The 20,908-nt window shown below is 71.0% G+C and carries 21 protein-coding genes and 1 pseudogene; 13 read left to right on the forward strand and 9 right to left on the reverse strand.

Annotation, left to right across the window (positions count from 1 at the left end; translation table 11 throughout):
* Positions 1 to 78 precede the first annotated feature (78 nt).
* Positions 79 to 1,548 carry an MFS transporter gene (locus tag ACSHV8_RS15155; protein ID WP_436533473.1) on the forward strand — a complete coding sequence of 490 codons (1,470 nt, stop codon included), beginning with the start codon at positions 79 to 81 and terminating at the stop codon, positions 1,546 to 1,548.
* 55 nt (positions 1,549 to 1,603) lie between these two features.
* Here the strand turns inward: ACSHV8_RS15155 and ACSHV8_RS15160 are convergent, their stop codons facing one another.
* Positions 1,604 to 2,467 (reverse strand): aldo/keto reductase family oxidoreductase, encoded by an 864-nt coding sequence (locus tag ACSHV8_RS15160; protein ID WP_436533475.1) that lies wholly within the window; start codon positions 2,465 to 2,467, stop codon positions 1,604 to 1,606.
* A 50-nt stretch (positions 2,468 to 2,517) separates the two neighbouring features.
* On the opposite strand from ACSHV8_RS15160, the pseudogene ACSHV8_RS15165 reads away from it, so the two are divergent.
* Positions 2,518 to 2,930, forward strand: a pseudogene (locus tag ACSHV8_RS15165) (winged helix-turn-helix transcriptional regulator).
* Here the strand turns inward: ACSHV8_RS15165 and ACSHV8_RS15170 are convergent.
* On the reverse strand, positions 2,913 to 3,956 hold the full coding sequence (locus ACSHV8_RS15170) for a VWA domain-containing protein (RefSeq protein WP_436533476.1): 1,044 nt from the start codon (positions 3,954 to 3,956) through the stop codon (positions 2,913 to 2,915). The pseudogene ACSHV8_RS15165 and the gene ACSHV8_RS15170 overlap by 18 nt on opposite strands.
* Positions 3,957 to 4,038: 82 nt before the next feature.
* Positions 4,039 to 4,590: a sigma-70 family RNA polymerase sigma factor gene (locus tag ACSHV8_RS15175; protein ID WP_436533478.1), complete on the reverse strand. Its 552-nt coding sequence runs from the start codon at positions 4,588 to 4,590 to the stop codon at positions 4,039 to 4,041.
* A gap of 49 nt (positions 4,591 to 4,639) precedes the next feature.
* Between ACSHV8_RS15175 and ACSHV8_RS15180 the strand changes: the two genes are divergently transcribed.
* The 6 genes from ACSHV8_RS15180 to ACSHV8_RS15205 all read left to right on the forward strand — a co-directional run bounded on the left by ACSHV8_RS15180 (position 4,640) and on the right by ACSHV8_RS15205 (position 10,850).
* A complete protein-coding gene (locus ACSHV8_RS15180) occupies positions 4,640 to 6,085 on the forward strand; it encodes a serine/threonine-protein kinase (RefSeq protein ID WP_436533480.1) in 1,446 nt (481 codons plus the stop codon).
* A gap of 204 nt (positions 6,086 to 6,289) precedes the next feature.
* On the forward strand, positions 6,290 to 6,511 hold the full coding sequence (locus ACSHV8_RS15185; RefSeq protein WP_436533482.1) for a hypothetical protein: 222 nt from the start codon (positions 6,290 to 6,292) through the stop codon (positions 6,509 to 6,511).
* 19 nt (positions 6,512 to 6,530) lie between these two features.
* On the forward strand, positions 6,531 to 7,652 hold the full coding sequence (locus ACSHV8_RS15190; protein WP_436533484.1) for an SPFH domain-containing protein: 1,122 nt from the start codon (positions 6,531 to 6,533) through the stop codon (positions 7,650 to 7,652).
* Between the two features lie 417 nt (positions 7,653 to 8,069).
* A complete protein-coding gene (locus tag ACSHV8_RS15195; RefSeq protein WP_436533485.1) occupies positions 8,070 to 8,993 on the forward strand; it encodes a hypothetical protein in 924 nt (307 codons plus the stop codon).
* A gap of 229 nt (positions 8,994 to 9,222) precedes the next feature.
* Entirely contained in the window at positions 9,223 to 9,984 is a 762-nt protein-coding gene (locus ACSHV8_RS15200; protein ID WP_436533486.1) for a TetR/AcrR family transcriptional regulator, read from the forward strand.
* Positions 9,981 to 10,850 carry an aldo/keto reductase gene (locus ACSHV8_RS15205; protein WP_436533488.1) on the forward strand — a complete coding sequence of 290 codons (870 nt, stop codon included), beginning with the start codon at positions 9,981 to 9,983 and terminating at the stop codon, positions 10,848 to 10,850. The genes ACSHV8_RS15200 and ACSHV8_RS15205 overlap by 4 nt, the downstream gene beginning before the upstream one ends.
* A gap of 144 nt (positions 10,851 to 10,994) precedes the next feature.
* On the opposite strand, the gene ACSHV8_RS15210 is transcribed toward ACSHV8_RS15205, so the two are convergent.
* Positions 10,995 to 11,906, reverse strand: coding sequence for an aminoglycoside phosphotransferase family protein (locus ACSHV8_RS15210; RefSeq protein ID WP_436533490.1), 912 nt, complete (start codon positions 11,904 to 11,906; stop codon positions 10,995 to 10,997).
* 13 nt (positions 11,907 to 11,919) lie between these two features.
* Positions 11,920 to 13,143, reverse strand: coding sequence for an FAD-dependent monooxygenase (locus tag ACSHV8_RS15215; protein ID WP_436533492.1), 1,224 nt, complete (start codon positions 13,141 to 13,143; stop codon positions 11,920 to 11,922).
* A 46-nt stretch (positions 13,144 to 13,189) separates the two neighbouring features.
* Here ACSHV8_RS15215 and ACSHV8_RS15220 point away from each other — a divergent pair, with 46 nt between their 5' ends.
* The 4 genes from ACSHV8_RS15220 to ACSHV8_RS15235 all read left to right on the forward strand — a co-directional run bounded on the left by ACSHV8_RS15220 (position 13,190) and on the right by ACSHV8_RS15235 (position 16,104).
* Positions 13,190 to 13,816 (forward strand): TetR/AcrR family transcriptional regulator, encoded by a 627-nt coding sequence (locus tag ACSHV8_RS15220; RefSeq protein ID WP_436533494.1) that lies wholly within the window; start codon positions 13,190 to 13,192, stop codon positions 13,814 to 13,816.
* A 10-nt stretch (positions 13,817 to 13,826) separates the two neighbouring features.
* On the forward strand, positions 13,827 to 14,555 hold the full coding sequence (locus ACSHV8_RS15225; RefSeq protein ID WP_436533496.1) for an SAM-dependent methyltransferase: 729 nt from the start codon (positions 13,827 to 13,829) through the stop codon (positions 14,553 to 14,555).
* A 55-nt stretch (positions 14,556 to 14,610) separates the two neighbouring features.
* Positions 14,611 to 15,039 carry a hypothetical protein gene (locus ACSHV8_RS15230; RefSeq protein ID WP_436533498.1) on the forward strand — a complete coding sequence of 143 codons (429 nt, stop codon included), beginning with the start codon at positions 14,611 to 14,613 and terminating at the stop codon, positions 15,037 to 15,039.
* A 564-nt stretch (positions 15,040 to 15,603) separates the two neighbouring features.
* Positions 15,604 to 16,104, forward strand: a complete 501-nt coding sequence (locus ACSHV8_RS15235; RefSeq protein ID WP_436533500.1) for a phosphotransferase family protein — start codon at positions 15,604 to 15,606, stop codon at positions 16,102 to 16,104.
* Here the strand turns inward: ACSHV8_RS15235 and ACSHV8_RS15240 are convergent.
* The 4 genes from ACSHV8_RS15240 to ACSHV8_RS15255 are packed head-to-tail and all read right to left on the reverse strand — an operon-like array spanning position 16,083 to position 18,880.
* Entirely contained in the window at positions 16,083 to 16,568 is a 486-nt protein-coding gene (locus tag ACSHV8_RS15240; RefSeq protein WP_436533502.1) for a hypothetical protein, read from the reverse strand. The genes ACSHV8_RS15235 and ACSHV8_RS15240 overlap by 22 nt on opposite strands.
* A complete protein-coding gene (locus ACSHV8_RS15245; protein WP_436533503.1) occupies positions 16,568 to 17,080 on the reverse strand; it encodes a hypothetical protein in 513 nt (170 codons plus the stop codon). Before ACSHV8_RS15245 ends, ACSHV8_RS15240 begins: the two co-directional genes overlap by 1 nt.
* 31 nt (positions 17,081 to 17,111) lie before the next feature.
* Positions 17,112 to 17,765 carry a response regulator gene (locus ACSHV8_RS15250; RefSeq protein WP_436533505.1) on the reverse strand — a complete coding sequence of 218 codons (654 nt, stop codon included), beginning with the start codon at positions 17,763 to 17,765 and terminating at the stop codon, positions 17,112 to 17,114.
* Entirely contained in the window at positions 17,765 to 18,880 is a 1,116-nt protein-coding gene (locus ACSHV8_RS15255) for a sensor histidine kinase (protein WP_436533507.1), read from the reverse strand. Before ACSHV8_RS15255 ends, ACSHV8_RS15250 begins: the two co-directional genes overlap by 1 nt.
* Positions 18,881 to 18,991: 111 nt before the next feature.
* On the opposite strand from ACSHV8_RS15255, the gene ACSHV8_RS15260 reads away from it, so the two are divergent.
* Positions 18,992 to 20,404 carry a nitrilase-related carbon-nitrogen hydrolase gene (locus ACSHV8_RS15260; RefSeq protein ID WP_436533509.1) on the forward strand — a complete coding sequence of 471 codons (1,413 nt, stop codon included), beginning with the start codon at positions 18,992 to 18,994 and terminating at the stop codon, positions 20,402 to 20,404.
* Positions 20,405 to 20,908: the final 504 nt, after the last annotated feature.

Below are 20,908 nucleotides of genomic sequence, written 5' to 3' on the forward strand. Positions count from 1 at the left end.
GACTACATCTTGACACGGACTGGAACGGCATTCCAGACTGATGGAGTAATGGAACGCCATTCCAGAAGGAGGATCGCCATGAGTACCGACGTCCTGGAGGTGCCGGAGGAGAAGACCACCCGCTCCGCCACCTCCCTGCGGGCCGTGTGGCCCGCCATCCTCGGCCTGTCCGTCGTCTTCCTCGTCGAGATGCTCGACAACTCCGTGCTCAACGTGGCCCTGCCGACCATCGCCAAGGAGCTCGACGCCTCCACGGCCGCCCTGCAGTGGATCACCTCGGGCTACTCGCTGCTCTTCGGCGGCCTGATGATCGCCTTCGGCGCGATCTCCGACCGGTACGGCACCCGCAGGGTCATGCTCATCGGGCTGGTCCTGTTCGCCCTGGCCAACCTCATGGTCCTGTTCGTGACCACCCCCGGGCAGCTGATCGCCGTCCGCGCCGCGATCGGCGTCACCGCGGCCATGACCGCCCCCGGTACCATGGCCCTCTGCTTCCGGCTCTTCGACCAGGAGAACCTGCTGATGCGGGCCACCTCCCTGATCGCCACCGTCGGCCTGGTCGGCATGGCCGTCGGCCCCACCCTGGGCGGCCTGGTCCTGTCGGTCCTGCCCTGGCAGACGCTGCTCGTCATGAACGTGCCGATCGCTGTGCTGGCCATCGGCTGCATCCGCTTCGGCATCCCGGCCGATGACCCGGCCAAACGCAACAGCTCACCGCTCGACCTGCCCGGCGCCCTGCTCGGCACCGCCACGATCATTCTGGCCCTCTGGACCGCCACCCTGGCCGTCGAGGACGGCTGGAGCAGCACCGCCCCGTGGCTGGCCGGCGCCGGCGCGGTGCTCGCGGCCATCGCCTTCGTCGTCCGGGAACGCACCACGGCCCACCCGGTCTTCGACTTCACACTGCTCAAGCGCCCGGCCGTGTCGGCCAGCCTGGCCTACGAGGCATCACTCGGCCTCGGCATGGCGGTCATCGGCTTCACCGTCACCCTGCAACTGCAGCTCGTCTGGGGCTGGTCCCCGGCGCAGGCCGCGCTCGGCAACCTGCCGCAGGTCGTCGTGCTGATCGCGATCGGCCCGTTCGTCGAGAAGATCGTCGACAAGCTGGGCACCCGGCTCGCCGCCGTCCTCGGCGCCTCGTCCTTCCTGGCCGGCCTGCTCATCTACGGTGTCCTCGGCCGTCAGAACTACGTGTGGATCGCCATCGCCCTGGCCCTGACCGCGGCCGGCATGCGGGTCGTCGCCACCATCGCCGGCGTCACCGTGATGCGCGGTCTCCCCGAGGACCAGACCGCCATCGGCGCGGCCATGAGCGACACCAGCCAGGAGGTCGCCAGCAGCGTCGGCATGGCCGTGACCGGCACGATCGTGGCCGCCGCGCTCGGCGGAACCCTGATCGGGGTGGGCGCCACCGCCGCCGGCATCCACACCTTCGAGAACGCCGTCACCACGGCGACGCTGGTGCTCACCGCCCTCTGCGCCGCCCTGATCCTCTGGGCCGCCCGCCGCGCCGCCAAGGCTCCCGCCGAGGTCGCCGCCGCGGAGTGATCCCGGTTCCCGGCCATCGATGCCCGCGGCCACCACGGCCGCGGGCATCGATCGTTCAGTTGCCGATCTTGTCCAGCTCGGCGAGATCGTCCCCGGTGAGAGCCAGGCCGGCGCCGGTGGCGTTCTCGCGCAGGTGCGCGACCGACGACGTGCCGGGGATGAGCAGGATGTTCGGGGAGCGCCGGAGCAGCCAGGCCAGCGCCACCGACATCGGGGTGGCGGCGTGGCGGTCGGCCACCGAGGTCAGGGCGGCCGACTGCAGCGGGGTGAAGCCGCCCAGGGGGAAGAACGGCACGAAGGCGATGCCCTGCGCGGCGAGCGAGTCGATCAGCGGGTCGTCATCGCGGTTGGCCAGGTTGTAGCCGTTCTGCACGCACACGATCGGGGCGATGCTCTGGGCCTCGGCGACCTGGTCGGCCGTCGCGTTGCTCACCCCGAGGTGCCGGATCAGCCCCTGCGACCGGAGTTCGGCCAGCGTCGAGAAGGCCTCGGCCAGGGACCCGGCCTGTGGCCCGGTGGCGTCGCCCAGGCGCAGGTTGACCACGTCGAGGACGTCCAGGCCGAGCGCCGACAGGTTGTCGTGGACGGCCCGGCGCAGGCTCGCCGGATCCCGGGCCGGCGGCCAGCCGCCCTGCGGGCCGCGGGTCGCGCCGACCTTGGTGACGACGTGCAGCGACGCCGGATAGGGGTGCAGCGCCTCGCGGATGATCTCGTTGGTGAAGCGCGGCCCGTACGCGTCCGCGGTGTCGATGTGGGTGACGCCGAGCGCGACGGCCTCGCGGAGCACGGCGACCGCCCCGGCACGGTCGGCCGGCGGCCCCATGACCCACGGGCCGGCCAGCTGCATGGCCCCGTAGCCGAAGCGGGTGACGCTCAGGTCCCCGAGCGTCCAGGTGCCACCGGGAAGTGATGTGTTCATGGCGTCCACCATGAGGGAGTAACTTCCCATCGGGAAGTAGGCACCTTAAAGTGCGTAACGTGCAAGCGAGAACCAAGGCCGAGTACGACGCCTTCCTGGCCGTCTGCCCAGTCACAAGATGCTGGAACGCATCTCCGGCAAGTGGGTCACGCTGATCCTGACCGCGCTCGGCAGCGGCCCGGACTGCGCCGGCGATCCCCGCCCGATGCGCTACTCGGAGTTGTCGCGCCTGCTGGCCGGGGTCAGCCAGAAGATGCTCACCCAGACCCTGCGCGCCCTGGAGCGCGACGGCCTGCTCACCCGGACCGTGACCCCGACCGTCCCGGTGACCGTCACCTACGAGCTGACCGAGCTGGGCCTGTCCCTGCAGCAGATGATGCGCGGGCTGAAGGCGTGGGCCGAGAACCACATGGACGAGGTGTCGGCCCATCGGGCCGCCTACGACCTACCGGCGGCCGGGTGACGGCCGCCGCCACCACAGGGACAGGAAGATCGCGGCCACGACCAGCACGGACCCGCCCAGCAGCCACCACACGGTGGTCTCGGTCTTCTGCTTGTGCAGGCCGATCTCGCGCCGCAGCCCGGTCAGCGCGTCGTTGAGCTGCCCGGCGTCCTCGGCCCGGAAGTAGCGGCCGCCGGTCGTCTCGGCGACCTCGGTCAGCGACTTCTCGTCGATCTCCAGGGACTGGCCGTAACCGCCGCCCGGGTCGGGCCCGGCCCCGAACGACCCGCTGGTGATCTGCCCCGGGTCGCACACCATCGGTCCCGGATGGGTGGTCCCGAAGCCGATCGTGAACACCCGCAGATGCCGGGCGGCGGCCTGACCGGCGGCGATCAGCGGGTCGACCCCGGTCGTGTTCGACCCGTCGGTCAGCACCACGATCGTGTCCGGCTCGAACCCGCCGGTCGAGTCGGCGGCCAGCTCCACACCGGTCTGCGCGACCGTCGGGTTGTACTCGGCGATCGCGTCGATCGAGGTCAGGATCGCCTCGCCGATCGCCGTGCCCAGGGCGGTACGGAACTTGCCGACGGCGTCGAGCAGCTGATCACGATCGGTCGTCGGGGGCACGGCCAGGCCGGCCGTACCGGAGAACGCGACCAGGCCGATCCGGGTGCCGCGGTCGGTGCGCCGGATGAAGTCACGGGCCGAGTCGATCGCCGCGCCCAGGCGGTTGGGGGAGACGTCGGTCGAGCACATCGAACCGGACACGTCGATCGCCAGCAGGATCGACGTGTCGGCCCGGGGCACGGCGACCGTCGCCTGCGGCCGGGCCACGGTCACGGCCAGGGCCAGGAGCCCGGCCAGGAACAGCGCCACCGGGACGCGCCGGCGCCAGGCGCTCGGGCCGGGCACGGCGGCGCGGATCAGGGCGACGCTGGAGACGACGACCGCGGCGCGGCGGCGGCGACGGTGGAACCACCACCGCGCGGCGGGCAGAAGCGGGACGGTCACGAGGGCGAGCAGGGCCCAGGGCCAGCTGAGCGACACCGGTGCTCCTTCCGGGCCGTCGGAGCGGGATCGTGATGTTCCCGTTACAGAGTGCGCGCAACCGTGCTCGATCGGTAGCCGTCTACTCCGGCAAACCGGGCGCGAGATGCAGATAGACCCCGATCAGGCGACGCGCGCGAGAAATTCGCGACCGCACCGTGCCGATCGGTAAATGCAGAAGATCGGCAATTTCCTCGTACGATCTCTGATCGAATTCGCGGAGCCGCAACGCCTCTCGATATTCGTCCGGCAATCGTCGCAGCGCATTGTCCACGTCCATCCTGGTGGCGGCCACCGAACTCATCCGCCGCAGCGTCGCGCCGAGCTCCGGCGGCTCGTCCGTGGGTGACCCGGCCCGGCTCTTGCGGCGCACGATCTCCAGGGCCGCGTTGACCGCGATTCGGTGCAACCAGCTGGTAAAACGTGAACGTCCCTCGAAAGTATGGATACCCCGCGCGACCGCGATGAGCGTCTCCTGGGCGGCGTCCTCGACGTCCGCGGCGTCGGCCAGGACCCGTCGCGCGCCGGCGTGCGCGAGACGCCGTACGTGAATCCGGTGCAACAATTCCTGAAGATCGGTGCGCGACCCGGCCGCGGCCCGTTCCGCCAGTTCCTGGAGATCGTCGTCCGGCATCCGGAAATGGTATAACCGGCGGTATTCGGAATATCGGCGGGGAGTGGTGTTGATCGAATTCATCGGTCGCTATCGGATCATGCGCCGCCTCGGCCGCGGCGCCTTCGCCGACGTGTTCCTGGCCGTCGACGACGATCTCGAATCACCGGTCGCGATCAAGGTGCTGGCCGGCCGGTGGGTGCTCGACGCGGACATCCGCGAGCGCTTCCTCAACGAGGCCCGGCTGCTGCGCCGCATCGGCGGCCCGCGCCTGGTCGGCGTGCACGACATCGGGCAGATGCCGGACGGGACGCCGTACTTCGTGATGCCCTACGCCGACCGCGGCACCCTGGAGGATCGTCTCGCCGCCGGCCGCCCGGTGTCCGCCGGGGCGGCGTTCGCGGTGGCCCGGGAGGTGGCCCTGGCCCTGCGGCGGGTGCACGAGGCCGGCGTGGTGCACCGCGACGTCAAACCCGGCAACCTGCTGATCTTCTCGGAACCGTCGGGGGCGGAACCGGCCGGGAAAACGGACGCGGATCCGCTTCTCCGCGCCGACGAACGCCTCGTGCTCGGCGACTTCGGGCTGGCCAAGGACCTGAGCATGCGGGCCACCGGCCTGAGCCTGCCGGCCGGCACACCCGGCTACATGGCACCCGAACAGTCCGACGCGTCGGCCGCGGTCGACCAGCGGGCCGACGTCTACGCGTGCAGCGCCCTGCTGGCCCGGATGCTCGTCGGCCGCCCACCCTCGGCCGGCCTGCTCGACGGGCGGCCGTCGATGAGCCCGGCCGTCCGCAAGGTGATCCTTTCCGGACTCGACCCGGTCCCGGCCGGTCGCCCGGCGTCGGCCGCGGAATGGCTCGACGGCCTCACCGGCGCGGTCACCACCGACCGGCCGGCCCGCTGGAAGCTCCCGGCCCTGGGCGCGCTCCTGATCGTGCTGCTCACCGCCGGGCTGCTCGCCGTCCTCCACCAGGACCGGACCCCGGCGGCGGCCCCGGCACCCGTCCCCACGATCCGTTACGAGGAGGTCTTCGACGACACCAGGGCCCTCTCCGTACGTGTCCCGGCCGAGTGGAGCCAGCACTGGGGCAACGGCTGGCACCCGCCGCAGGGCCCGTTCTACCGCCACGTCAACGTCGGCCCGGGCCTGAACACCTCGCCCAACGTGTCCGACTGGTTCGGCGACGCCGCCGTCCCCGGCCTGTTCCTGGGCGCGTCGGCGCGCGCCGTCAAGCAGGGCCGGTTCAGCCCCGAGTACCTGCGCCAGTACTTCGGCCCGTCCGGCTGCACCGCGGCCGGGACCAGCACGTTCACCCTCGAACGGCTGGGTCTGACCGGTGTCCAGGGGGAGTGGCGGTGCCCGGCCGGTGTCCGCTGGCGATACGCCTACGGCTGGCCGGGCAGCCATCGGTTCGTCCTGGCCGTCGAGATCAAGATCATGGCGCCGTACGACGACCGGGTGTGGGACGAGGCCCTGAGCAGCGTCGTGCTCCACACCGAACCGACGGCCTGACCGGGGGTGCCGGACTCCACGGGCGGCATGCTGACGACGTACGCGAAAAGCGGTCTTCTCGATCTTCGACGGCACCGAGATCGAGCCCGGTAATGTCCGATTCTGGTAATCCAGGGGCCGGGCCGGAACCGGCTGCACCAGGCTTTCCGGCGGCTTGCGTGACCGGGGCAGCCGGGGTTCGTGTGGCGGGAGCACAATGCAGGCGTGACGAGTGAGACGCTGGTCGGCCGGATCGGAACGGTGATCATCCCGATCCGCGGCGGCGAGCGCGCGGGAGAGGTGCGGCTGCTGGTCGCCGGCATCGCGCACTACTACCTCGCGTTCGCCGCCGGGCCGGTCCGGGCCGGGGCCGACGTGCTCGTCATCAACAACCGTGGATCGCGCCAGATCGACGTCGAGCCATGGCCCATCGAAGAAGGGCTGTAGGAACATGTTCGGTTATCGGGTGCCCGCCCCCAACGAAGCGCTGCTCATCAGCGGTCGCAAGCAGCGGGGTGCGGACGCGTTGCCGTTCAAGATCGTCACGGGGCACGGTGTGTTCGTCGCCCCCATCTTCTCCAAGGCGACCAGGCTCACCCTGGCCATGCAGGAGGCCGAGGTCTTCGAGGACTGCTACACCAAGCAGGGCCTGACGCTCTCGGTCCAGGCGGTGATCGCGTTCAAGGTCGGCGACGACCACGAGTCGATCGCCGCGGCCGCCCGCCGATTCCAGGGCGACCAGGGCCAGATGCCCACGCTGGTCGGCCGGATCTTCTCCGGCCACCTGCGCAGCATCATCGGCAGCATGACGGTCGAGTCGATCATCCGCGAGCAGCAGACCCTGGCCGACGCGATCGTCGACGCCAGCAAGACCGAGATGGCGCGGATCGGTCTGGCCGTCGACTCGCTGCAGATCAGCAGCATCGACGACAAGGGCGTCGGCTACATCAAGGCCCTCGCGGCCCCGCATCAGGCCCGGGTCAACCAGGACGCCAACGTCGCGCAGGCCGCCGCCGACCGCGAGAGCGCCATGGCCCAGCAGGAGAGCGTGCGCCACCAGGCCGAGTACGCACGGCAGACCGCCATCGCCAAAGCCCAGTACCAGGCCGAGATCGATCAGGCTCAGCAGACCGCGGCCCAGGCCGGCCCGCTCGCCGCGGCCCGCGCCGCCCAGGAGGTCATCGCCGAACAGGCCCTGGTCGCCCAGCGCAACGCCGAACTGCGCCAGGCCCAGCTGATCGCCGAGGTGGTCCGGCCGGCCGAGGCCGAGGCCGAGCGCATCCGCGCCCTGGCCCGCGCCGACGCCGACGCGACCAAACTGTCCGCCGAGGCGGCCGCCGCGCAGGACCGGATCGCCCTCGACCAGGCGATCATCGACAAGCTGCCGGAGATGATGCGGGCCGCCGCCGAGGGCCTGCGGGGGGCCAACGTCACCGTCCTGGACGGGGCCGAAGGCCTCAACAGCGTCGTCGCGTCGCTGGCCGCCCAGGGCATGACCATGCTGGAGACGCTGCGCGGCGGCATGCGCTCCGAACCGGCCACGCCGGGGAATGCGGTGGCGCCGATCGCCCCGAAATCCGTCGCCTAGAAGATCCACTAAAGTGCCCGGGTGGTCGTTTCGGCCCGGGCACTCCAAGGCAAAGGAAGATCATTGACGGGTACGGCGTTGGCCCTGCACGCGACCGTGGCCGGATCGGTGCTGGTGGGGCTGCCGGTCACGTGGCGGGCGGTTCGGTCGTCCGGGGCGCTGTCGGGCGGGCGCTTCGGCGAGCCGGGCGTCCGCTCTGCCGACCCCGGCCTCCGGTCTGCTTACCCCGGCCCCCGCTTCGGCGAGCCGGGCGTCCGCTCTGGCCGGCCCGGGTGGTGGCTTGCCGCGGTGGTTGCGGTGCTCTGGGTCAATCAGGTGCTGTTCACCGTGTATGCGATCCGGGTCCATCGCGGCGATATGTCGTATATAGGCGGATATGTTCCCTCGGGCTGGTTCAAGTTGGCCGACGGTCCGGGGATGACGTGGCTGGCCGATCACTGGCCGGCGCCGTCGCTGCTGGCCGTGTGCGCGCTTCGGGTGCCGTCGCTGTTCGAGCTGCCGCTCGGCATGCTCGCGTACCTGACGATCGTGAACTGGCTCGACCCGAGCCTGGCCCGGCGGCTCACCGGGTCAGCTGTGCTGGCGCTGATGAGCGCCTCGTACACGATCACTTTCGGGCTGATCGAGTGGGCCATGCATACGACGTACGCGAAAGAAGATCTTGTTCTTCGGGCGATCTCGGGGGTGCTGACCGTGCTCGCCCTGCGCCGGCTGCGGCCCTCGGGTGCGGGTGCTCCGCGGGACGCTCTGGAGCTGCTGGCGTTCGCGGCGTCGACCGCCGCGCTCGGGTACCTGATCCTGGCGCTCTACGACAGCGTGCTGCTCTACAGCATGGGCAAAGTCGGTCAACATGTTCCGGGGGCGATCGTCGCCGGGATCGTGCTGGCCGCGTCGCGGGTCGCCGCTCGCCGGCTGCGCGGCCGGGACGAGGTCGCCCCGGCCGGGGCCGGGTTCGACACACTGACCGGCGGACTGTCCTGGTGGCTGGCGTTGTTCCTGGTGCCCGCGCTGGCCATCCGCTACGAGCTGGGCTTCGGCTCGGCCCTCTTCGCGGCCGCCGCCGGGCTCCTGGTCATCGGGGCGGCTACGGCTGCGGCGCTATTCCAGGTGTACGGGCGTCTGCCCGTTCCCGGGCGCGCGACCTCCGCCCGCCACTGGCTGCTCGGCCTGGTCGTGGCCGGGGTGGCCGGCGCCCTCGCGGCCGCGGTCGGACTGGCCGTGCCGGCGACGCACTCGGAGATCCGGCTGCTGTGGGCGGCGGCTCTCTTCATCCTCACCGCGACCCTGGTGACCGCCGCCTGGGATCGCCGTAGCCCGGTCGTGGCCGTCCCCGTTTCCTGACCGCCGCGTCCTGCCTTCCGCCCGCGCCCTGTCACTCCGCCTTCCTGGCCGTCACACGTTCGGCCCGCGCCTTGACCGCCTGCCCCGCCGCTCCGCCTTGTCGCCGAGCCGTGGCGTGAGGACTCCAGCCGGTGCCCTGGGGTTGCGGGCCTGGGGTCGCTGGGTGAGCGCCATCCCACATTCGTAAAGAGAATCGCTGTTCTGGTTGTAGGCTTCGGCAAGCAGAACAATGATTCTTTTTGTGGGGGTGGCCATGCCGCGGTTGACCGACGCGCGCAAGGAACTGCGGCGGACGCAGATCACCGAGGCGGCCGTGCGGTGCTTCGGGCGCAACGGGCTCGAACGGACGTCGATCGCCGACATCACCGCCGAATCGGGGCTGTCGGCCGGATCGATCTACGCGCACTACCGGAACAAGGCCGAGCTCGTCCAGGCCTCCGCGCGCGAGGTGCTGGCCGAGCGGGCTGCGGTGCTCGGGGAGTATGCGGACAGCGACACCCCACCGGATCCCGAGGAACTGCTCGCTCGCCTGGTCGCGGCCAAGGATCCGGCCGCCGCGCGGGTCGCCGTGCAGCTCTGGGGGGAGGCGACCACCGATCCGGTGATCCGGGCCATCGTCGTCGACATGATCGAGCGGATGCGCGCCCTGATCGCCGGGTGCGTCACCGCCTGGCTCGTCAAGGTCGAACACCACGATCCGGCCACCGCCCCCGAACGCGCCACCGGGATCGCCGCGCAGGTGTCGGACCGGTACCAGGCTCAGCTGCTTCACCTCGCACTGCTTCACGACGCTCAGCTTCACGACGCCCAAGGCCACGACGCCCAAGGGCACGACGCCCAAGGGCACGACGCCCAAGGGCACGACGCCCAAGGGCACGACGTCCAAGGGCACGACGTCCAAGGGCACGACGTCCAAGGGCACGACGCCCAAGGGCACGACGCTCAGCGCCACGTCGATTCACGTCACGTCGCTTCGGAGGAGACCAAATGATCAACTCGGTGAACCGGATCGGGTACGGCGCGGCCCAGCTGCACCGGCTGGCCGACCGGCGGGAGGACGCGGTCGCGCTGCTGCGGAGGGCGATCGAGCTGGGCGTCGACCATGTCGACACGGCCGAGTTCTACGGGTTCGGGTTCGCCAACTCGGTGATCCAGGAGGCGCTGCGGGCCGAGGACGGCGTGCTGGTCGTGACCAAGGTCGGGGCCGACCCCGACCCGGGCGGGCGGCTGCCGCTGCGGGTCGCGCAACGCCCCGAGCAGCTGCGGGCCAGCGTGGAGGACAACCTGCGCAGCCTCGGCGTGGAGCAGCTGGCCGTGGTGAACCTGCGACGGCTCGACACCGGTCCCGGGCTGCGGCCCCAAGCGGACCAGGTGGTGGCCCTGGACGACCAGATGGCGGTCATGACCGCGCTGCGGGACGAGGGGAAGATCGGCGCGATCGGGCTGTCCAGCGTGACCCTCGACGGGCTGCGGCGGGCACTGCCGGCCGGGATCGTGTGCGTGCAGAACGCGTACGGTCTCGCCTCCCGCGACGACGAGGCGATGCTGGACCTCTGCCGGGACGAGGGGATCGCGTGGGTGCCGTTCTTCCCGCTCGGCGGGGCGTTCCCGGGGCTGCCCAAAGTCACCGATGACGCGACCGTGCAGGAGGTGGCGGCGGAGCTGGGTGTGACGGCTTCGCAGGTGGGGCTGGCCTGGCTGCTGCATCACGCGCCGAACGTGCTGCTGATCCCGGGTACCGCGGATCCGGCTCATCTCGAGGCGAACCTTGCCGTCGCGGACATCGCGTTCGACGCGGCGACGCTGGCGAGGCTCGATGCGATCGAGTCCCGGTCGAACGAGGTCGCGATCGGCTGAGGCTGCGCTCTCGGGCTTCGCTTGCTTTCTCGCCTCGCCTCGCCTCGCCTCGCCGATTGCTTTCCCGCCTCGCCTCGCCGACCCGGTGCGGCCGATCCGCCTCGGTTCGGTTGCTCGCGGTTCGGTTGCTTACGGCTCGGTTGCTTACGGTTCGGTGGCGAAATCGGACAGCAGGTCGGCGATGAGGGTGGCGGAGTTGCGGACGGCGGCCGGGTTGCGGGTCCGGTAGTAGGGCAGGGCGATCATCGTCAGGGACAGGGTCCAGCCGCGGGCGCGGGCCCAGGCGTGATCGTCCAGGCCCAGGGCCTCGCGGAAGGCGCGGCGGGAGTCGCCGCTGAACAGGTACCAGGCGGCCAGCAGGTCGCCGGCCGGGTCGGCCGCCCGCGCGGTGCCGAAGTCGATCACCGCGCTGAGGCGTCCGCCGCTGATCAGGACGTTGCCGGGCATCAGGTCGCCGTGGATCCACCGCGGCGGGCCGTTCCATGGGCCGGCGGCGAGCGACGCCTCCCACGCGTCGAGGACGAGTGCGGTGTCGAACTCGTCGCGGAGCTGGTCCACCGCCGTACGGAATAGGTTGTCTCGCGGAGCGAGTGGGGTGCCGCGACTGAACGGGTCGTCCGGCGGGGTCGGTGCGCCGGTGGTGTCGACGGCCTGCAGGTGGTGAACGAAATCGGCCAGGTCACGGGCCGCCTCGGCCGGGTCGTCGAGCTGGTCCAGGCGGAACGGGGTGCCCTCCAGCCAGCGGTAGACGCCCCAGGTGAACGGGAACTCCTCGCTCGGCGCGCCGATCTCCAGGGGTTGCGGAACGGCTAGGGGGAGCGCGGGCGCCAGGCGGGGCAGCCAGGTCATGTCCTTCTCGACCTGGCCCTGCGTGCCGGGCGTGCGCGGGAGGCGGACGGCCAGGTCGTCGCCGACGCGGAAGGTCACGTTGTCGGTGCCCGACTCGGCGACGACGCGGACCGGCCGGCCGGCCCACCTCGGGAACTGGTCGGCCAGCAGGCGGGTGACCAGGGAGGCGTCGATGTCCACTTCGTCGTCGTGCAGTTTCGTGACCACGCGCGGCAGCCTGCTACAGCGGTGCCGGCACGTCCATCGATTTCACCGGCGGCAGGGTGATGCCGGTGGCCGCTTTCCGGCCGGCGCGGCCGAGCAGCCCGGTCGGGGCGAGCAGCGGGGCCAGCTTGAGGAGCACGTTGTTGCGGATCCACAGCGCCCGGTTCGTGGCCGGGGCCAGGGTGGTTCCGCCGCTGCCGGCGAGAGCCTGATTCATCCGTACGAAATCGCGGGTCTTCTGCTCGTAGGCGGCGAAAGCCGCGGTGGGGTCGGTCGCGGTCGCCAACTCGGTGGCCAGCATGTAGGCCCCGACCAGGGCGATGCTGGTGCCCTGGCCGGAGAAGAACGACGGCGCGTGTGCGGCGTCGCCGGCCAGCACGACCCGGCCGCGGGACCAGACCGGCATGTGGATCTGGCTGGTGACGTCGAAGAAGACGTCGTCGGCGGCGCGCATGCCGTCGAGCAGTTTCGGGATGAGCCAGCCGTCGCCGCCGAAGACGCCGGCCATCAGCGCGCGCTGCGCCTCGACGTCGCCGAGCTCGGCCAGCGGGGGCTGCGGGCGGCTGGTCATCAGGAAACCGTGCAGGGTGTCGGTGCAGCCGGGGGCGTAGATCGCGGCCATCCGGCCCGGGGCCGACCAGGTCAGGCCCTCGTGGGCGAGGCCGAGGTCGTTGGGGATGGTGAAGCCGGCGAAGCAGTAGCCGAGGTAGCGGTTGAACTGCTCCTCCGGGCCGAAGACCAGCCGGCGGGTGTTGGAGTGCAGGCCGTCGGCGCCGATGACCAGGTCGAATTCGGTGGTGTCGCCCTCGCCGGTTCGGTTGGTGAAGGTGACCGTGACGCCGTCGCCGTGATCGTCGATGGCCGCGATCGAATTGTTGAAGATCCAGTTGACGTCGTCGCGGATCGCGTCGAACAGGATCGTGGTGAGCCGGCCGCGCGGCAGCTCCAGGTCGCGGCCCTCGACGCCGCCGGTGAGCTGCTCGGCGCTGATCCGTCCGGCGGTCCGGCCGTCGGGGGTCATGAACGTGAGTCGTCGCGTGTCGATGTGCGCGGCGCGAACCTGGGGGAGCACGCCCATCCGGTCCAGGACGTCGAGGGCGGTGCCACGGACGTCGATCGGGTAGCCGCCGGCGCGGACGGCGGCGGCCTTCTCGACGACGGTGACGTCCCAGCCGTAGCGGTGCAGCCAGTAGGCGAGAGCGGGGCCGGCGATGCTGGCGCCGGAGATGAGTGCCTTCATGGCGACGACACTACACCGTGCAGTGTAGTTGCGATAAGGTTGGCGTGTGCCAACTGCCAAGACGCTGCGAGAAGGGTCGGCGGCCAAGCGGGCCGCCATCCTCTCGGCCGCCCGTGACCTGTTCCTCAGCGACGGCTTCGACCGGACCAGCGTGGACGTCGTGTCCGCCCGGGCCGGAGTGTCCAAACGGACCGTCTACGACTACTTCGGGGACAAGGGCACGCTGCTGCAGGCCGTCGTCAACGACATCTCCGACACGCTCGTCGGCACCGTGCAACGGACCCTCGACGCCACCCTGGCCCGGGTCGCCTCGGCCGGCGAACTGGAAGAGGCGTTCGTCGGGTTCTCGCTGCGGATCGTCACCGACATGCTCGGATCGGCCGACTACACGTCACTGCTCAAACTGCTCGGCGGGGAAGGGCACCTCAACGAGGCGCCGTTCAAGGACGCGCCCGAGGACGCGGTGGCCGTGCGGATCGGCGAACTCGACCGGGCCGGGCTGCTCGACGCGCCCGACCCGCGGCTCGCGGCGGACCATCTGATCGCGCTGACGTTCGGGGTCGTGCTCAACCGGCACGGGTCGACCGTGATCCCGACCGCCGACGAGCGGGTTCGCGCACTGGTCGTCGAAGGGGTCCGCGCGTTCCTTCGCGCCTACACCGTTCGTTTATAGGATTCCCTCTATGACTGAGATCCGGACGGACGTGCCGCACGCGGCGCGGATCTGGAACTACTGGATGGGCGGGGCCGACAACTTCCCCGCCGATCGGGCGGCCGGCGACGCGGTCGCGCAGGTGTACCCGGAAATCGTGGTGATGGCCCGCGAATCGCGGCAATTCCTCATCCGGGTCGTGCGCTACCTGGCCGCCGAGGCCGGGATCAAACAGTTCCTCGACATCGGGACCGGGCTGCCGACCATGCAGAACACGCACGAGGTGGCCGCCGGCATCGACCCCGCGGTGAAGGTCGTCTACGTCGACAACGATCCGATGGTGACCGCGCAGCCCGGCACCTACGTGCACGCCGACTACCACGATCCGGCGCTGATCCTCGCGTCGGCCGGCAAGATCCTCGACTTCTCCCAGCCCGTCGCCGTGATGTTCATGGGAGTGCTCGGCTACGAGGCGTCACTGGACGAAGTGCGCTCGATCGTGACTCACACGTTCGGGTCGGCCGTGCCCGGCAGCCACCTCGTGCTGTGGGACGGGACGAACACCACACCATCGGTGGTGGCCGGTGCTCAACGGCTCGCGGAGAGTGGCGGGGTGCCGTACATACTGCGCAGTCCGGACGAATTGGCGAGCTGTTTTGACGGATTGAGCCTGATCACGCCCGGACTCGTGCCCATCACACAATGGCGGGCCGACGGCGAGTTCATCGACGCGTACGGGGCAGTCGCCCGCAAAGACTGATCCGTGAGCGGGGCGGTCGCCCGCCGAGACCAAAAGGGCAATATGCTCCACGCCCGTGAGCGACCTTCTCAAGGAGCACGTCATGAACGTGCTCGAGGCCAACTACGCCGGCGTCACCCAGATCCGGCGCCGCATCGAAGAACTCGAAGCGGAAGGCCACCGGATCATCACCGGCGGTCAGATCGGCCAGGACGGCTGGGACATCATCGACTGGCGCACCAACGAGATCCTGGCCGCCGGCGACGGCGGCCTCGACGAGTACGAGGCCGCCGCCGGCGAGCTCGACCCCGACAACAAGTTCATCCACCACGACCGGATCCTCGAGGACGAGGACCTGGAGTACGTGTCGACGCCGGGCCTGCCGGACGGCCTCGCGAACGCGGTCGAGGACTGGGTCCTGTCGGATGACGCCGACCCGGAGGAGATCGCCGAGTTCATCGGCTGGCCGGTCGAGAAGGTCGAGGACTACCAGGCCGAGGAGTAGCCGCCGGCCAGGCGGGACTCCAGGCCAATTCCTTGCGCGTACGGCCGTGGGAGTCCCGCCCGCGGCTCCTCTTCCCACGCCCGTCGCCCCGCCCTCGCAACCTCCGCGCCCGGCTTCCCGGCGCGCGCATCGGTGCGCACCTGTGCTTTACAACCGCGCCGCCGCGCCGCCGCGTCGCGCACAGCCCTCCCGCATGACCCTGCCTCGCGCCTCGCGCCTCGCGCCTCGCGCCTCGCGCCTCGCGCCTCGCGCGCAGCGCGTTGTCCAACCGTGCGGTATCGGTTTGCGTGCTGCGATGATCCGGTGATGGAGGTTCTTCCGCACGGTTACTCGCATGACACCCGTAGCGACGGCTCTGTTGTGGTCAAGCGATATCAGGGCTCCCGCGCTGAAGCAGCCCGTGCCACGGAACGCCTCTACCTGTCATGCCTGGCCGACGGCCCAGTACCGGTTCCCGCTCTGATCACCGCCCTTCCCGCTGGTTCGCCTCTCCCTGCCGGGTTGCCCCTTCCCCCTGACGCATCCGGCACCGCCCTCTCCGGCCCGCCGGACAGTGTTGTCCTGTTGACGGCCCACGTCCCCGGTGTTCACGGCCAGGACCTGATCCAGGCCGGTCACGCCGCGGCCGTGCTCCACGAGTGCGGCCGGATGCTACGACTGCTGCAGTCCGTGAACTCCTTTCCCGGAAGCGGCGACCATCCGCGGCGCGTACTCGTACACGGCGACTACGGCCCCAACAACATGCTGTTCGACCCGGTCACCGTCACCACGACCGCGGTCCTGGACTGGGAATGGGCCCACCCGGGCGACCCGATCGAGGACCTCGCCTGGTGCGAATGGATCATCCGCATGCACCACCCGGATGCCGTCGACGACCTGGACGCGCTGTTCACCGGTTACGGCGAACGCCCCCGATGGCCGGCCCGCCAGGCCGCCATGGTCATCAGATGCCGCTCGATGCTGACCCCGCTGCGCCCAGGCGTGCGGCGCTGGGAACGCAACGTCGAAGTCACCGCTGCCTGGACCGAGCGGCCGGACGGCCGTCATGCGGGCGCACCGAGGTAGAGGCCGGCCCGACGGTCAAGATCCTGCGCGTACGCCGGAAGGCGCGTCCCGAGCCCCCGCAAACGATGCCGGATGGCGACGACCGCCGACCGCGCCCGTCCGGAAGTAACGCCCGGCAGGGTGTCCAGCGCGAGATTCCAGCCGGCCACCGCCTTGGCCAGGCGCCCGCGGGAACACTGGACACCGGCGAGATTGGCGTAGGTCAGCGCATGGATGCGCCGGAACGCCTCCCCGTCACGAGTGGCGATCGAGGTGCGGAACTGCGCCTCCGCCCCGGCGAGATCGCCGAGATCCCGCAGCGCCTGGCCCGCCTGACTGGCCAATGACGTTTCGGTGAAGCCGCTCGTCCGGATCCATTCCGGCTCGTCAGCAGGTCTCGATCTGGCCAGCCGCGCCTCGGCGTCGTGGATCGCCGCCGTCGCACGTGCACGATCACCGGTCGCCGCATACCCTCGGGCCGTCACTACGGCGAAGAGTGCCGCCGCGGCCGCGTCGCGTGACCCCGCGACCGGTCCTGCGCGGCCGAGGCCAAGTCCAGTGCGGTCCGTCCATGCCCCAGGTCGACAGCCTGATGCGCCATCGCGCGGAGGACGAACCCCGCCAGCGCGCGGTCGTCGGCTTCCTCGGCGAGCCGTAATGCCCGGTCGTAGTGCCGCCGGGCGGCCGCGTGTTCGCCGGCGTCGAAGGCCTTCCAGCCTGCCAGATATCTCAGCTCGGCCGCGGCGCTGGTCATGGCCCGCCGATCGGCGTCGCGGGCGAAGCCGCCGCGCAGGTGACCGGCGACCACCGAGCCGAGATACCGCTCGACCCCGGCCCGGGCATGCCCGCCACCGAACCGTTCGTCGGCCCGGCTGAAGCGGCTCACCGCCTCTCTGACGGCGGCGACGTCCGCTCGGCCGGCTCGCGGCCGATGCGGCGGCAGCGCGAACGCGGTCAGCGAGGAGAGGGCGGTTAGCGTGAAGTCCCGTCGTTTCATGCCGACCTCCGAAATGTCGTGGTGATCATGGTCAGGAACCCGGCACCACCAGGCCCGACTCGTACGCGACCATCACCGCCTGGGCCCGGTCGCGCAGGTCGAGCTTGATGAACAGATTGCCGACGTGAGTCTTGATCGTGTGCTCGCTGAGCTGGTGATGAGCGGCGATCTCGGCGTTGGTCAGGCCGCCGGCGATCAGGCGGAGCACATCGGTCTCGCGCGGGGTCAGCGCCGCGACGGCCCTGGCCAGGGTGTGGTCGGGATGGCCGCGACGATGCAGCTCGCCGATGACGCGGGTGGTGACCGCCGGAGCAAGCAGGGCATCACCGGCCGCCACCACCCGCACCGCGTGCACCAGCTCGGCCCGCGGGACGTCCTTGAGCAGGAAGCCGCTGGCCCCGGCCCGGAGCACGGCATACAAATACTCGTCCGGGTCGAACATGGTCAGCGCGAGCACCCGGCTGTCCGTTCTCGCACAGACCTGACGGGTCGCCTCGACGCCGTCGAGAACCGGCATGCGCATGTCCATCAGCACCACATCCGGCTGGAGCTCGGTAGCCGCCTGCACAGCGGCCGCGCCGTCGGCGGCCTCGGCGACGACCTCGATGTCCGGTTCCGCCCGGAGGATCGTGGCGAACCCGGCCCGGAACAGCTCCTGATCGTCAGCGATCACCACGCGCATCATCAGTCTCCCGCCGGGAGCGAGAAGAACGCCATGGCCGCGATCGGAAGCGGCAGGGACGCGTTGACCTCGAAGCCCCCACCCGGCGCCGGCCCGGCGTGGAAGGTGCCGCCGCAGGCCTGGGCGCGCTCGCCCATGCCCACGATGCCGAAGCCGGGCGGGCCGGCCACCGCGGCTCCCCGGCCGTCGTCGATCACGGACACGGTCAGTGCCTCGCCCGTGCAATCGACGAGAACCCGCACCGATCGCGCCGCCGCGTGCCGGACCACGTTGGTCAGCGCCTCCTGCACGATCCGGTACAGCGCGACGCCGACATCGGCCGGCACCGCCACCGCCATCTCGGCCATCTCCAGCGAGGCGTCGAGGCCGGTCGTGCGGACCCGCTTGACCAGCGCGGGCAGCTGCACCAGGCCGGGTTGTTCAAGGGGGTCATCGGGCGGCGGACGAAGACCCCCGACGGCGCGCCGCAGCTGGACGACCGCGTCCCGCCCGGTCGCGGCGATGGCCTCGAACGCGGCATCCGCCCGTGCCGGGTCGCTGCGGACCAGCAACGGCCCCGCCTCGGCCTGCACGATCATGATGCCCAGCGCATGGGTGACGATGTCGTGCAGGTCGCGCGAGATCCGGGTGCGCTCACGCAGGACGGCCGCCTCCCGTTCCCCGGCGACCCGCCGCTCCCGCTCGGCGAGCGCCGAGGCCTGGTTGCGGCGCGCACGGGTGCCGGTGCCCAACGCGTACGCGAAGATGTAGGCGACCGTCAGATAACGCAGAACCTCCAGGTCAGGCCGGGGATAGAGCACGGACACGAGCAGGCCGGCCGCGGTCACCGCGATGCCGAGCAGACGGGTCGGCAGCGCGGCGCGCGCCGCGAACGTGTAGAGACAGACAAGCGGGCCGACCGGCAGCAGCGGGGGCGCCCCGAGCGACGCGGAAACGGTCGTCGCCGTGCCCACGATCAGGCCGACCGGCAGCAGCGCCCGCTCGCGCCACAGCACCGGCACCGACGACGCCAGCGCCAGCGGCAGCACCCACCAGGCACGCGGGCCGCCGGCCGACGCGGGCAGCACGGTGGCCGCAACCGCCGCGGCGGCGATGATCGGATTGACGATGCGATTCACCCCGGCAGTATCGATCGATCCGGCGCTGCCGCGCCTCCCTCCAGAGGACCAGATCGATCCCATCCCGTACGGCGATCCGCCCGGCCCGGTGCCGGCGGCAGGCTTTGCCGCATGTGGACACTCTTGGCCGCCGTCATGAGCGGAGCGCTGTGGTTCGCCGGGACGGGGCTGCACCCGAACGCCGGGCTCACCTGGCTCGCGCCGATTCCTCTCCTTCTTATCGCGCCGGGCGTGCGTCCGCGAGCGGCGCTCGCCGCCACCGTGGGAGCCTGGCTGGCCGGCCAGCTGAACGTGATCGGCTACTACCACGAGACCCTGCAGCTGCCGTCCGTCCTGGTCGGCGGGGTGGTGGCGCTCGGCGCGGCGCTGGCCGCGGGCACAGTCCTGCTCGCCCGGGCCCTGCTTCTTCACGGGCGCACGGTCACCGCGGTCCTGATCGTCCCGGCGCTGTGGGTCCTGGGGGAGTATGCGGTCTCCCGCCTGCTGCCGAACGGCGCCTGGTGGAGTCTGGCCTACACCCAGGCCGACGTGCGTCCGGTGATTCAGCTGGCCGCTCTCACCGGCGTCTGGGGCGTGACGTATCTATTGGTCGCGGTGCCGATCGCTCTCGCCGCTCTCCGAAGATCCCCGCTACCGGCCGTTGCCAGTCTGCTCGTGCTCGTGGTGATCACCGTGAGCTGGTCGGTCGCATGGCTGGCCCGCCCGCCCGGTGAGCAGGACCGGTCCGGCGATCGGGTCGGACTGGTGGCGCTGGAGCAACCCGAGGACGGCATGCCGGTCGACCAGCCGGCAGGGCGTGAGCTGCTCGAACGGTATGCGGCGCGAGCGACGGGCCTGGCCGGTCGTGGTGCACGGGTCATCGTGCTGCCGGAGAAGGTGTTCGGGCTGACCGACGTGACGCTGCCGCAGATGGTCGCGGCGTTCCGGCCGGTCGGGGTCCGGGTGGTCGTCGGAGCGGTCCTGCATCAGCACAACGTCGCCGTGGTCGTGGAGCCCACCGGCGTGACGACGACCTACGCGAAGCAGCACCTGATCCCCGGGGTCGAGGACTGGCTCACCCCGGGACACGACGACCTGATCATCGACGGGCGGCTCGGCGTCGCGATCTGCAAGGATCTGGACTTTCCCGGGCTCGTCCGGCGCTACCGGGCGGAGGGAGCGACCATGCTGCTCGTGCCCGCGCTCGACTTCCGTGACGACGGCTGGTTGCACAGCCGGATGGCGCTGGTCCGCGGCATCGAGAGCGGGACGACCGTGGTCCGGGCCGCCGCGTTCGGCCGGTTGACCGTCACCGACCCGACCGGGCGGGTGCTCGGCGAGGCTACGGCCGGCGACGCCGACCTGCTGGTCACGACGTCGCCGGCGACACGGGGGACGGTCTACTCGCGTACCGGGGACTGGTTCTTGATCTTTTTGGTGGCCGCCGTGATCTCGTCGGCCAGCGGATCGTGGTGGGGCCGCGCGAAAGCGGCGAGGACCAGGGCGACCAGGCTGAGAAGCACGCCCAGCTGGGCGCAGCCGTAGAACCAGGTGACACCCAGCGACCAGAACGGCGCGGAATCCGGCGACTGCGGAATCCAGAACTCGTCGACGAAACCGAGGAGACCGACAATGGCCAGCGGGAGCAGGAAGAACAGGGCGGCACTCGCCGCACAGGCGGTGAGCGTGCGGATCGAGGCGCTCGCCTGCTCGGTACGGCGACTCGCCCAGCCGGTGAGGAACCAGCCGATCAGACCGCCGACGAGCCAGGCGAGGGCGCCGGCACCGGCGACGTACCAGCGCGGCTCGCGGGTGAGGTCGGCGGTGGCGTAGAAGCTCCCGGCGCGAGTGCCGACGACGTCGGTTTCGGCGTAGATCTCCAGGGAGAGCGCGTCGCGTTCGGCCGTGAGGTAGCGACCGGATTCGTCGAGTTCACCGGTGGCGATCACGGTCCCGCCGGTCGGTGTCACGTCGTGCACGGTCCAGCCGGCCTCGGTCAGGCGCCGGGTCGTGTCCGTCATCCACGCGTGATAGTCGCCCTTGAGGTAC

This window comes from Actinoplanes sp. HUAS TT8, from assembly GCF_051380535.1.
GTDB lineage: Bacteria > Actinomycetota > Actinomycetes > Mycobacteriales > Micromonosporaceae > Actinoplanes.